This is a genomic window from Mycobacterium sp. 1165196.3, assembly GCF_001673415.1.
GTDB lineage: Bacteria > Actinomycetota > Actinomycetes > Mycobacteriales > Mycobacteriaceae > Mycobacterium > Mycobacterium europaeum_A.
Genome location: NZ_LZLU01000005.1, coordinates 1 through 12,410, shown reverse-complemented (window position 1 = coordinate 12,410; position 12,410 = coordinate 1). Strand labels below are relative to the sequence as shown.

The following is a 12,410-nucleotide window of genomic DNA, read 5'->3' as shown; positions in this document are numbered from 1 at the left end:
TCTGCGCGCAAGACGAATGCGTCGAGGTGACCCCGGAGATCGTGCGGGTGCGCAAGGTCGAGCTGGACGCCACCGCCCGGGCCCGCAGCCGGTCGCGCGCCAAGGCGCGGGGTTAACACCGGGGTGGTTGGACGGGCTGCTGTGCGGTTGCTCGATACCCTGATCAGCGTGCCGAGACGAGTCCGCCGTTGGTTCATGGTGCTGGGCGGACTGATCTTTTTGGTCGGACTCGTGCTCTCGGCCTGTACGGTCAACCCGCCGCCGGCGCCGCAGAGCACCGATACGCCGCACAACTCCGTGCCGCCGCCACCGCGGGTCAGCGAGATCATCATGGGCATCGACTCGATCGGGGCCGGCTTCAACCCGCACCTGCTGTCCGACCTGTCCCCGGTGAACGCGGCGATCAGCGCGCTGGTGCTGCCGAGCGCCTTTCGGCCGGTCCCCGACCCCAACATGCCGACCGGTTCCCGCTGGGAGATGGACCCGACCCTGCTGGTGTCGGCCGAGGTGACCGGCCAGAACCCGTTCACGGTGACCTACAAGATCCGGCCGGAGGCGCAGTGGACCGACAACGCGCCGATCGCCGCCGACGACTTCTGGTACCTGTGGCACCAGATGGTCAGCCAGCCCGGGGTCGTCGACCCGGCCGGGTACGACCTCATCACCGGCGTGCAGTCCCTGGAGGGCGGCAAGCAGGCGGTGGTCACCTTCGCCGAACCGTATCCGGCGTGGAAGGAGTTGTTCAGCAACATCCTTCCGGCCCACATCGTCAAGGACGTGCCCGGCGGTTTCGCCGCGGGTCTGGCCCGGGCGCTTCCCGTCACCGGCGGCCAGTTCCGGGTGGAAAGCATCGATCCGCAGCGCGACGAGATCCTGGTGGCCCGCAACGACCGCTACTGGGGACCGCCGGCCAAACCCGCGCTCATCTTGTTCCGCCGCGCCGGGGCGCCGGCCGCCCTGGCCGATTCCGTGCGCAACGGCGACACCCAGGTGGCGCAGGTGCACGGCGGCTCGGCGGCCTTCGCGCAGCTGTCCGCCATCCCCGACGTCCGGACCGCTCGGATCGTGACGCCGCGCATCATGCAGCTCACGCTGCGGGCCACCGAACCCAAACTGGCGGACACGCAAGTCCGTAAGGCGATCCTGGGGCTGCTCGACGTCGACCTGCTCGCGGCCGTCGGCGCCGGCAGCGACAACACCGTCACCCTGGACCAGGCCCAAATCCGGGCGCCGAGCGACCCGGGCTACGAGCCGACCGCGCCACCGGCGATGACGACCCCGGCGGCGCTGGCGCTGCTGGAGGGGGCCGGCTACAAGGTCGACCCGAACACTTCGGCTTCGGCGGCGCCGCCATCAGCCCCGCCGAACACCGGGCCGCCCGAGGTCATCCGCGGCCGGATCAGCAAGGACGGCCAACAACTTTCGCTGGTGATCGGGGTGGCGGCGAACGATCCGACCTCGGTCGCGGTGGCAAACACCGCCGCCGACCGCCTGCGCAACGTCGGCATCGCCGCGACCGTGCTGGCGCTGGACCCGGTCACCCTCTATCACGACGCGCTCAACGACAACCGGGTCGACGCGATCGTCGGCTGGCATCAGGCGGGTGGCAACCTGGCGACCCGGCTCGCCTCCCGATACGGTTGTCCCGCACTGGAATCCACCCAGGTGCCGATCTCCAACGGGCCGGCACCCGCGCCGTCGGCCCCCGCCGGTCCCACGCCGTCCACCGGGGCGCCCGCCACGTCGACGACGCCGACGACCACGCCGCCGCCCAGCCGCCCGGCCGATCCCAACGCCCTGGTGCAGGCGCCGTCGAACCTCACCGGGATCTGCGATCGCAGCATCCAGTCGAACATCGACGCCGCCCTCAACGGCACCAAGAACATCAACGACGTGATCACCGCGGTCGAACCGCGCTTGTGGAACATGGCTACCGTGCTGCCGATCCTGCAGGACACCACGATCGTCGGGGCCGGCCCGAGCGTGCAGAACGTCAGCCTGTCCGGTGCGGTCCCGGTCGGCATCGTCGGCGACGCCGGCCAGTGGATCAAGACGGGGCCATAACGCCCGCGCGGTCAGTCGGCGGGACGCGTTGCGCGCGGCGGGATCACGGTGTCGACGATGAGCGCCAGCTCGCGCCGGTTCGGCGGCGAACCGTTCAGCAGGAAGTGCTGGTTGATCAGAGCCGACCCGATGCGGGCGGTGAGCGGGGTGACCGTCGTCGGATCGAGGTCACCGTCGTCGATGGCCGCCTGCAGGATCGATTCCACGATTTGCATGCGCGGCCGCACCACCGCGTCGGCGAAGATGGCCCGCATCTCGGGCTCGTGCAACAGCTGGTGGATGACGTCCAGGCCAGGGAAGCCGGTCTTTCCGGCCAGTAGGTCGCGCTGCGCGGTGAACATCGCCAGCAGGTTCTCCCTGGCCGACCGGCCGGAACGCAACTCGGGCAGCGGCGGTAGCGCGAACACCAAAGCGGCGTGCACCAGCTCGCACTTGGTGTCCCAGCGCCGGTACAGGGCGGCCTTGCCGGTATGGGCGCGCGCCGCGATGCCCTCCATGGTCAGGCCGCCGTAACCGACCTCGGTCAGCTCGGCCAGGGTGGCCTCGTACAGGGCGCGTTCGAGGACCTCGCCGCGCCGGCGGCTTCGGCTGCCGGTCTGGTCTGCGTCCGTGAGCTGGGGCACTCCTTGATAGTAGCCGTGCGCGTTCCTACCTGCCGCTTACCGGTGGGTAGCGGCCGGACTGCCCGAATCGTCGCGGCTGCCGTAGGGTGCCGTCCATGCCTGAGACGCCGCGGCTACTGTTCGTCCACGCGCACCCCGACGACGAAAGCCTCGGCACCGGCGCCACCATCGCCCACTACGCCGCCCGTGGCGCCGATGTCCGGGTGGTCACCTGCACGCTGGGCGAAGAGGGCGAGGTGATCGGCGAACGATGGGCCGAACTGGCCGTCGATCGCGCGGACCAACTCGGCGGCTACCGGATCGGCGAATTGACCGCCGCGCTGCGGGCGCTGGGCGTGGGCGAGCCGCACTACCTCGGCGGCGCCGGCCGGTGGCGCGATTCGGGCATGCGCGGCACGCCGGCGCGGCACCGGCAACGCTTCATCGACGCCGACGACCGCGAGACCGTCGGCGCGCTGGTGGCCGTCATCCGCGAGCAGCGCCCACACGTCGTGGTGACCTACGACCCGGCCGGCGGCTACGGCCATCCCGATCACGTTCACGCGCACCGCATCACGGTGGCCGCCGTGGCGGCGGCGGGCCCCGGAGCCGGCGCCGCCGACTTTGTCGGCGAGCCCTGGGCCGTGCCGAAGTTCTACTGGTCGGTCTTCGCAACGAGCGCCTTCGAAGCGGCCATGGACGCGCTGACGCCCGAGGATCTGCGGCCCGAATGGTCGATCCCGCCGAAGGAGGAGTTCACCTTCGGCTACGCCGACGAGGACATCGACGCCGTCGTCGAGACCGGCCCGGAGGCCGTGGCCGCCAAGCGGGCGGCGCTCGCCGCGCACGCCACCCAGGTGGTGGTCGGACCGACCGGTCGCGCCTGCGCGCTGTCGAACAACGCGGCGATCCCGATTCTGGGGCAAGAGCACTACGTCCTGGTCGGTGGCGCGGCGGGGGAGCGCGACGGGCGGGGCTGGGAAACGGACCTGCTCGCAGGGCTTGAGTTTCCGCCGGCCCCGACGCGGTAGGCTGCCAATCAGGCAGCCACGGAAGGAATTCGCATGGACCCCGACCTGGACCCTAATCAGCAACACTGGCAGGACCGGCTGGACAACCTACAGTGGGTGATCGGCTCCATCATGTCCAACATCGACAGCGTCCCGACCTGACCGAAACCAAGCCACGCGTCGCCTCCGTTGACGACAGCGGCGCGACCGACCCCGCGATCCGTTTCGTCGTATTGGCCCTCTTGGCGGTCGACGGGGTGCTCTCCGCACTTGCCGGAGCCCTGCTGCTGCCTCTCTACATCGGGACGGTCCCGTTTCCCATCAGCGGACTGATTTCCGGACTGGTCAACGCGGCGCTGGTGTGGGCCGCCGGCCGCTGGACCCGTTCGCCCCGGTTGGCGGCGCTGCCGTTGTGGACGTGGCTGCTGACCGTGGCGGTGATCAGCATGGGTGGCCCGGCCGACGACGTGATCCTGGGCGGCCGCGGCCTGATGGCGTACGCGGCCTTATTGCTGCTGGTCCTGGGGGTGGTACCGCCGGTCTGGGTGCTGTGGCGGCGCGGGCAGGGCGTCTGACGATCGGCCGGGATGTCGCCCGCTTGCCGACGCGGGGGTGCCGCTACTGTTGACAGTTGCCCATACGGGACCCGCCAACGGGTGCCACGATTTCACATGTTGGGACGCGCGGATGAAATTCGATCGTGGGGAAGTTACACCAAGGTGCTGTTGACTCCGGGCGAGGAGCCTACCGCTCTGCCCAACCCTGTGGTGCCGGCCAAGGTTTCTCCGGAAGCCCCGCCGAAGGCCGGTGCATCGGCGCTGCGGCGGGTGCTGCGACGGGCTCGAGACGGCGTCGCGCTGAACGTCGACGAGGCCGCGGTCGCCATGACCGCGCGCGGCGCGGACCTCGCCGACCTGTGTGCCAGTGCGGCCCGGGTGCGCGATGCGGGTCTGGAGTCGGCCGGCCGGCGCGGGCCGGGCGGCGGGCTGCCGATCACCTACTCGCGCAAGGTTTTCATCCCGGTCACCCACCTGTGCCGGGACACCTGCCACTACTGCACCTTCGTCACCGTCCCGGGCAAGCTGCGCGCCCAGGGCGCCGGCATGTATCTCGAGCCCGACGAGATCCTCGACATCGCCCGCCGCGGGGCCGAACTCGGTTGCAAGGAAGCACTATTCACCCTCGGCGACCGGCCCGAGGATCGCTGGCCGGAGGCCGTCGAGTGGCTGAGCGAACGCGGCTATGACTCCACGCTGTCCTACGTGCGCGCGATGGCGATCCGGGTGCTCGAAGAGACCGGGCTGCTGCCGCACCTGAACCCCGGCGTGATGAGCTGGTCGGAGATGGCCCGGCTCAAGCCGGTGGCGCCCTCGATGGGCATGATGCTCGAGACGACGTCACGGCGGCTGTTCGAAACGAAAGGGCTTGCCCACTACGGCAGCCCGGACAAAGACCCGGCCGTGCGGCTGCGCGCCCTGACCGACGCGGGGCGGTTGTCGATCCCGTTCACCACCGGCCTGCTGGTCGGCATCGGCGAGACGCTCGCCGAGCGCGCCGACACCTTGCATGCGATCCGCAAGGCGCACAAGGAGTTCGGTCATGTGCAAGAGGTGATCGTGCAGAACTTCCGGGCCAAGGAACACACCGCGATGGCCGCCGTTCCCGACGCCGGCATCGAGGATTACCTGGCCACGGTGGCGGTCGCGCGCCTGGTCCTCGGCCCCGGCATGCGGATTCAGGCGCCGCCCAATCTGGTGTCGCGCGACGAGTGCCTGGCCCTGCTCGGCGCCGGGGTGGACGACTGGGGTGGGGTGTCGCCGCTGACGCCCGACCACGTCAACCCCGAGCGGCCGTGGCCGGCGTTGGACGACTTGGCCGCCGTCACCGCCGAAGCCGGTTACGAGCTGGTCCAGCGGCTGACCGCGCAGCCGAAATACGTGCAGGCGGGCGCGGCGTGGATCGACCCGCGGGTGTCCGGACACGTTGCGGCGCTGGCCGATCCGGCGACCGGTCTGGCGCGCGACGTCAACCCGGTGGGGCTGCCCTGGCAGGAGCCCGACGACGTCGGCTCCTCGGGCCGGGTCGACCTCAACGCGGCCATCGACAGCGAGGGCCGCAACACCGAGACCCGCAGCGACATCGACAGCGCCTTCGGCGACTGGGAATCGATCCGCGCGCACGTCAACGAGCTGGCCGCGCAGGGCGCCAAAGCGCCAGAACGGCTGGACACCGATGTGCTGGCCGCGCTGCGGTCCGCCGAACGCGACCCCGGCGGCTGCTCTGACAGCGAATACCTGTCCCTGGCCACCGCCCACGGCCCCGCGCTGGAAGCGGTTGCCGCGCTTGCCGATACGCTGCGCCGCGAAGCCGTCGGCGACGACGTCACCTTCGTGGTGAACCGCAACATCAACTTCACCAACATCTGCTACACCGGTTGCCGGTTCTGCGCGTTCGCGCAGCGCAAGGGCGACGCCGACGCATACTCGCTGTCCACCGAGGAGGTCGCCGACCGCGCGTGGGAGGCGCACGTGCAGGGCGCCACCGAGGTGTGCATGCAGGGCGGCATCGACCCCGAGCTGCCGGTCACGGGCTACGCCGACCTGGTCCGCGCGGTCAAGGCGCGGGTGCCGTCGATGCACGTGCACGCGTTTTCCCCGATGGAGATCGCCAACGGGGTCACCAAGAGCGGGCTGAGCATTCGCGAGTGGCTGATCAGCCTGCGCGAAGCCGGGCTGGACACCATTCCGGGCACCGCCGCCGAGATCCTCGACGACGAGGTGCGCTGGGTGCTGACCAAGGGCAAGCTGCCGACGTCGCTGTGGATCGAAATCGTGACCACCGCACACGAGGTCGGGCTGCGGTCGTCGTCGACCATGATGTACGGCCACGTTGACAGCCCGCGGCACTGGGTCGGCCACCTCAACGTGCTGCGCGACATCCAGGACCGCACCGGCGGTTTCACCGAGTTCGTGCCGTTGCCGTTCGTGCACCAGAGCTCACCGCTGTACCTGGCCGGCGCGTCGCGTCCCGGACCCACCCATCGGGACAACCGCGCCGTGCACGCGCTGGCGCGAATCATGTTGCACGGCCGCATTTCCCAGATCCAGACCAGCTGGGTCAAGCTCGGCGTGGAGCGCACGCAGGTGATGCTGCGCGGCGGCGCCAACGATCTGGGCGGCACGCTGATGGAGGAGACCATCTCCCGGATGGCCGGTTCGGAGTACGGCTCGGCCAAGACGGTGGCGGAGCTTGTCGCGATCGCCGAGGGCATCGGCCGCCCGGCGCGGCAACGCACCACCGACTACACGACGCTGGCCGCGTAGTTCGCCTTCTTGTCGGTGCCGTCGGGTATACCGGGGGTCGTGAAGCGACAGATTGATGACGATCGATTCCCCGAGTGGCGGCCGTTCGCGGATGCGGTGCGCCGGCACGGACCCGACGCCGGCACCTGGTGTGAGGCCTGGACGGTGCGCGACATCGTCGTCCACCAGGCCGGAAACGCCGAAGAGCTCGCGCGGGTGCTCGGCGCCCACCTGGACGGCCAGCCCGTAGCAACCCGCAGCTTCGAGGAACGCGAAGGCCCCCTGCGCGCCCTGAACGACGCGGACCTGTGGGACGCGCTGACCGACCGGATGGCCACCCTCACCGAGGTCGCGGTGGCGGCCGAGGCGCTGCCCGCCGACACCGACGTCGCCTGGACCGGCCGCACCATGAAGGTGCCCTGGTTCGCCGAGCACATGCGCGAAGAGTTGGTCCTGCACAGCTGGGACATCACCGGGGACGAACCGGCCGCCCAGGCCCGGCTGGCCGAGCCGTGGATGACCACGCACAGCGTCCTCGCGGTGGGCAGGCCGCTGCTGGTGAAGGGGGCCAAGCAGCTGAAACCCGGCGAGCGAATCGACGCCCGGTTGCGAGCCGACGGCACCGACGACGTCGTACTGGCCGCGGACCCGGATCAGATCACCATCGGGCTCGCCGAGCCGGAAGGCCCGGCCACCCTGGAGACCGACGCGGCCGCGCGGGTGCTGCTGCTGTGGGGCCGGCGGCCCGCCGATCCGTCACGCATTCGCAGCCGCGTCGGGCCGGAAACCCTGGGGCGCGTGCGCCGCCTGCTCGGCGGCTACTGAACCGCTTCGTGCGAAGCGATCGGCTCAGTAGTTGTTACAGGTGACCGCGACCTGGTTGATGTCGTCGTAGTACTTCTGCGCCGACGGCATGGCCTGGATCTGCTGGGCCATCTGCTGACGCTTCGGCGGCGGCGAGGCCAGGAAGTTGCGGATGTAGGACTGCGCCACCGGCGACGAGTTCAGCTGTTGGGCAGCTGCCGGGTCGGTCGCGTTCAGCGCCGCGATGACCTGCCCGTAGTTGCAGGTGGTGTTGATGATCGCGTCGGTGGGATCCGCGGACGCGATCCCGGCCGCGGCGCTCAACGCCACCGCCGCGCTGCCAACCGCAACGCCCAATTTGCTCAACGACAGCCTCATGTGTGGACACCTTCCCCAGTTAATGCACCGCTATTACGGCGAGAACATCTGCCCAGCGGTTGCCGTCCTTCGGTTGAGATTACCAGGCCCCGCGAGCGTGCCTGCAACACAACGGATATCGCACACCACCGCCCGGGCGTTACTCTTCGCAGGTCAGCGGCTTGCCAGCGGTGTTCGCCGTCGGCGAAACGGGGGCCGGTCACAGGCTCCGAGACTGTCGGTCTTAAATCGGTATTTCGACAGGCGCGCCAAATGGTTGACCTGTATCTGCAACGTCTAGTATCAGTAACCGAAAGCTTCACCGGATGCGGTCGGACGCGCGCCGGTGCGAGCTGAACGCCCAGCCCACAGTTGAGCCCAGCAGATGGCTTAGTACATGGAGGAGACGTCTGTGACGTACACGATCGCCGAACCCTGTGTCGACATCAAGGACAAAGCCTGTATCGAGGAGTGCCCCGTCGACTGCATCTATGAAGGCGCTCGGATGCTCTACATCCACCCCGACGAATGCGTCGACTGCGGGGCGTGCGAGCCGGTCTGCCCCGTCGAAGCGATCTACTACGAAGACGATGTGCCGGACCAGTGGAGCCAGTACACGCAGATCAACGCCGACTTCTTCGCCGAGCTGGGATCGCCCGGCGGCGCGGCCAAGGTCGGCTTGACCGAGAACGACCCGCAAGTGGTCAAGGATCTGCCGCCGCAGGGCGAGGGCGACTGAGCGGCCCGGTGCCCCACCAGCTCAAAAAGCGCCGGCCGGCGGTGTCGGCGGCCCTGCCCGAGTTCCCCTGGGACACGCTGGCCGACGCGAAGGCGCTGGCCGGCGCCCATCCGGACGGCATCGTCGACCTCTCGGTCGGCACCCCGGTCGACCCCGTTGCCCCGGTGATCCAGGAGGCGCTGGCCGCCGCCGCGTCGGCGTCGGGCTATCCCGCCACCGCCGGCACCGCCCGGCTGCGCGCATCGGCGGTCGCCGCGCTGGACCGCCGGTTCGGCATCACCGGGCTGGGCGAGGCGGCGGTGCTCCCGGTGATCGGCAGCAAGGAGCTCATCGCCTGGCTGCCCACGCTGCTGGGCCTGGGCCCCGCGGACGTCATCGTGGTGCCCGAGCTGGCGTATCCGACCTATGACGTCGGGGCCCGGCTGGCCGGGGCGCGGGTGCTGCGCGCGGATTCGCTGACCCAGCTGGGTCCGCAATCGCCGTCGTTGTACTACCTGAACTCGCCGAGCAACCCGACCGGGCGTGTCCTGGGCGTCGATCACCTGCGCAAGGTGGTCGGCTGGGCCCGCGACCGGGGCTGCCTGGTGGCCTCCGACGAGTGCTATCTGGGGCTGGGCTGGGACGACCAGCCGCTGTCGATCCTGCACCCCTCGGTCTGCGACGGCGACCACACCGGCCTGCTCGCGATCCACTCCCTATCGAAGAGCTCGTCGCTGGCGGGCTACCGGGCCGGGTTCGTCGCCGGGGACCCCGAGCTGGTCGACGAGCTGCTGGCCGTGCGCAAGCACGCCGGGATGATGGTGCCCACGCCGGTGCAGGCGGCCATGGTGGCGGCCCTCGACGACGACGCCCACGAACTGGCACAGCGGCAGCGCTATGAGCGCCGCCGCGCGGCCCTGCTGCCCGCCCTGCGCTCGGCCGGCTTCACCGTCGACCATTCCGAAGCCGGCCTGTACCTGTGGGCCACCCGCGGCGAGCCATGCCACGACAGCGTCGCCTGGCTGGCGCAGCGCGGCATCCTGGTGGCCCCGGGTGATTTCTACGGCCCGCGCGGTGCGCGGCACGTTCGGGTGGCGCTGACCGCCGCCGACGAGCGGATCGCCGCCGCCGTGCAACGACTCGCTTAGCGGGCGATCCGGCCCGGCGTTTCCGCACCGCCCGGGCCCCAGGAGAGCGGCGAGCGTGCACAATGCATCTTCAGGCGTTCCACGTTCTCAACCTCGGGTAAGGACGGTGCTCGTGACCAGTTCGACCGGCAAGCTGCGCATCCCGCTGTCGCTGGGGGACATCGCCAAGCGGGTGTTCCTGGGCAAGCCGCTGATCACCGAGGACATCGCATCCGAGAAGTTGTCGAATCAGGTTGCGCTGGGGGCTCTTTCGCCCGACGCGGTGTCCTCGGTGGCGTATGGCCCCGAGCAGATCCTGATCGAGCTGTTACCGCATGCGGGGCTGGCCGCCTTCCTGCTGTTGCTGCCCATCACCGGCGTGATCCTGCTGATCCTGGTGCTGGTGGCCGCCTCGTATCGGCAGGTGGTCATGGCCTACACCCGGGCGGGCGGCTCGTATATCGTCGCGCGCGACAATTTCGGACCGCGGGTCGCGCAGATCGCCGCCGCGGCGCTGCTGATCGACTACGTGGTCACGGTCGCCGTGCAGTCGGCCGCGGGGACCGTCGCGGTGGTCTCGGCGATTCCCGCGCTGGGCCCCTACAGCCTCGAACTCACCGTCGCCGTGGTGCTTCTCATCTGCTACGCCAACCTGCGCGGCCTCAAGGAGGCGGGATTGCCGTTCGCGGTGGCGACGTATTCCTTCGTCGTCATGGTCGCCCTGACCATCGTGGTCGGCGTCGTGCGCGCGGTCATCGGAAACCTGCCCATCTACGACCCCACGCATATGGCCGGGACCGTCCCGGTGCACCAGGGCAACGGGCTGGTGCTGGGCGCCACGATCTTGGTGCTGCTGCGTGCGTTCGCCAACGGTGGTTCGTCGCTGACCGGGGTCGAGGCGATCTCCAATACGGTCGAGTACTTCCGAAAGCCCCAGGGGCGCAACGCGCGCCGAGTGCTGACCGCGATGGCCACCATCCTCGGCCTGCTGCTGGCCGGCGTCGCCTACCTGGCGCACGTCACCCACGCGACGCCGTACCTGACCGAGTACCCGTCGGTCCTGTCGCAGATCGGCCGGGCCGTCTTCGGCAACGGCGTTGTCGGCGACGTCTTCTATGTCCTGGTCCAAGCGGCAACGGCCGCCATCTTGTTCACCGGCGCCAACACCAGCTTCAACGGCTTTCCGGCGCTGGCCAGTTTCGTCGCAGACGACCGCTTCCTGCCCAGGCAGCTCACGAAACGTGGTCACCGCCTGGTGTTTTCGAACGGGATCATCACGCTGACGGCGCTGTCGGTCGCGTTGCTGGTGGCCACCGGCGGGTCGGTGAATGCCCTGGTGCCGTTCTATGCGATCGGGGTGTTCACCGGCTTCTCGATGGCCGGCTACGGCATGACCAAACACCATCTGACGCATCGGGAACCGGGCTGGATGTCGGCGCCGCCGTGGCCCGGGCGGAAGGTGACGGTCATTTCGCCGGTGCTGTCCCCGATGACGATCTGTCGGTGGGTGCGGCCTCGGGTGGTGACGTCTTCGACCTCGCTGACCCGGCCTTCGACGCTGGCGCGTTGCCCCGAGATCAGGCCGGCCACCATGACCACCGATCGCGGTCGCTGCGGGTGTTCGTAGGCGTCGACCTTGCGGTCTTCGTCCTGGGACACCCACGCCTCGAGCTTGTCGATCCCCTGTCCGATCCGCTGCTCCAAGGTGTCGGGGTAGGCCTCCCTGATCCGCGATTCGACGTCGTAGGGCACGATCGTCGCCGCGGCGTCGGGAATCAGGCTGACCGCTCGCGCGATCTTGTCGGCGGTGCGGTCGTGCAGCACGCGGCCCAGCAGCCGGGCGAAGGTTCGCCGCGGCAGCAGCACCGTCACATTGGTGCGCGCGTTCTCGTCACGCGCCTTGGCGACCAGCAGCTGCGCGGCCCGGCTGATCCGACGGTCCGGGCAGTCCACGATGCGCAGCGGGGTGTCGAGTTCGAAATGGTCCCAACGCTTTCGCAGCAGCGCCGCGTGGGCCGGGTCGACCATGAAATGCACCGCGATCAGTTCGTCGGCCCGCAACCCCCTGCCGTAGCGCAGCGCCTCGATCACCGCCAGATCGACCGAGTCGACGAACACGAACACCCGGTGCCGCGCGTACTTCACCAGCTCCGGGCGATCGGTGCGGAACATCTCGAGAATGGCGGCCTCGGCCCGGTATTCGCGGTTGAGCCGGGTCAGCATGAACACCAGCAGCGGGAACACGATGACCACCAGCCAGGCGCCCTCGGTGAATTTCGCCACCGCGAAGATGCCCACCACGATCGTCGACAGCACCGCCGCGGACAGGTTGATCGCCAGCCGGCGGCGCCAGCCCGGTTCCCGATGCGTCAGATGGTGTTTGGTCATGCCGTAGCCGGCCATCGAGAAGCCGGTGAACACCCCGA

General features: G+C 69.7%; 10 protein-coding genes and 2 pseudogenes. 9 read left to right on the top strand and 3 right to left on the bottom strand.

Annotated elements, in window-relative coordinates:
- On the top strand, positions 1-116 hold a 116-nt coding region (locus A5659_RS28335; protein WP_231997693.1), incomplete at its 5' end, for a hypothetical protein.
- A gap of 46 nt (positions 117-162) precedes the next feature.
- Positions 163-2,064: an ABC transporter family substrate-binding protein gene (locus A5659_RS00480; protein WP_197497859.1), complete on the top strand. Its 1,902-nt coding sequence runs from the start codon at positions 163-165 to the stop codon at positions 2,062-2,064.
- Between the two features lie 11 nt (positions 2,065-2,075).
- Here the strand turns inward: A5659_RS00480 and A5659_RS00475 are convergent, their stop codons facing one another.
- Entirely contained in the window at positions 2,076-2,687 is a 612-nt protein-coding gene (locus A5659_RS00475) for a TetR/AcrR family transcriptional regulator (protein WP_066866245.1), read from the bottom strand.
- Positions 2,688-2,782: 95 nt separating this feature from the next.
- On the opposite strand from A5659_RS00475, the gene mshB reads away from it, so the two are divergent.
- From mshB to A5659_RS00455, 4 genes are all read left to right on the top strand, one after another.
- Positions 2,783-3,697 (top strand): N-acetyl-1-D-myo-inositol-2-amino-2-deoxy-alpha-D-glucopyranoside deacetylase, encoded by a 915-nt coding sequence (mshB, locus tag A5659_RS00470; RefSeq protein ID WP_067178786.1) that lies wholly within the window; start codon positions 2,783-2,785, stop codon positions 3,695-3,697.
- A 92-nt stretch (positions 3,698-3,789) separates the two neighbouring features.
- Positions 3,790-4,251: a hypothetical protein gene (locus A5659_RS00465; RefSeq protein WP_067178784.1), complete on the top strand. Its 462-nt coding sequence runs from the start codon at positions 3,790-3,792 to the stop codon at positions 4,249-4,251.
- 96 nt (positions 4,252-4,347) lie between these two features.
- Positions 4,348-6,999, top strand: a complete 2,652-nt coding sequence (locus tag A5659_RS00460; protein ID WP_082975860.1) for a bifunctional FO biosynthesis protein CofGH — start codon at positions 4,348-4,350, stop codon at positions 6,997-6,999.
- A 39-nt stretch (positions 7,000-7,038) separates the two neighbouring features.
- The gene (locus tag A5659_RS00455; RefSeq protein ID WP_066876536.1) at positions 7,039-7,803 is read left to right on the top strand and encodes a maleylpyruvate isomerase N-terminal domain-containing protein; all 765 of its coding nucleotides are present in this window, start codon (positions 7,039-7,041) and stop codon (positions 7,801-7,803) included.
- A 24-nt stretch (positions 7,804-7,827) separates the two neighbouring features.
- On the opposite strand, the gene A5659_RS00450 is transcribed toward A5659_RS00455, so the two are convergent.
- Complete coding sequence (locus tag A5659_RS00450) at positions 7,828-8,160, bottom strand: hemophore-related protein (RefSeq protein ID WP_066866235.1); 333 nt, start codon at positions 8,158-8,160, stop codon at positions 7,828-7,830.
- A 391-nt stretch (positions 8,161-8,551) separates the two neighbouring features.
- Here A5659_RS00450 and fdxA point away from each other — a divergent pair, with 391 nt between their 5' ends.
- The 3 genes and pseudogenes from fdxA to A5659_RS00435 all read left to right on the top strand — a co-directional run.
- Positions 8,552-8,878, top strand: coding sequence for a ferredoxin (gene fdxA, locus A5659_RS00445; protein WP_003875467.1), 327 nt, complete (start codon positions 8,552-8,554; stop codon positions 8,876-8,878).
- A 41-nt stretch (positions 8,879-8,919) separates the two neighbouring features.
- Complete coding sequence (dapC, locus tag A5659_RS00440; RefSeq protein ID WP_156748720.1) at positions 8,920-10,005, top strand: succinyldiaminopimelate transaminase; 1,086 nt, start codon at positions 8,920-8,922, stop codon at positions 10,003-10,005.
- 112 nt (positions 10,006-10,117) lie between these two features.
- A pseudogene (locus A5659_RS00435) lies at positions 10,118-11,413 on the top strand (APC family permease); the annotation flags it as partial.
- Here A5659_RS00435 and A5659_RS00430 read toward each other — a convergent pair.
- Positions 11,368-12,410: pseudogene (locus A5659_RS00430) on the bottom strand (DNA-binding protein); the annotation flags it as partial. The pseudogenes A5659_RS00435 and A5659_RS00430 sit on opposite strands and share 46 nt — an antisense overlap.

What these genes read in the sequence shown, in the direction of transcription:
- A5659_RS00460 (WP_082975860.1), top strand. Translation starts at nt 4,348, where the DNA reads ATGTTGGGACGCGCGGATGAAATTCGATCGTGGGGAAGTTACACCAAG.
- mshB (WP_067178786.1), top strand. Translation starts at nt 2,783, where the DNA reads ATGCCTGAGACGCCGCGGCTACTGTTCGTCCACGCGCACCCCGACGAC.
- A5659_RS00450 (WP_066866235.1), bottom strand. Translation starts at nt 8,160, where the DNA reads ATGAGGCTGTCGTTGAGCAAATTGGGCGTTGCGGTTGGCAGCGCGGCG.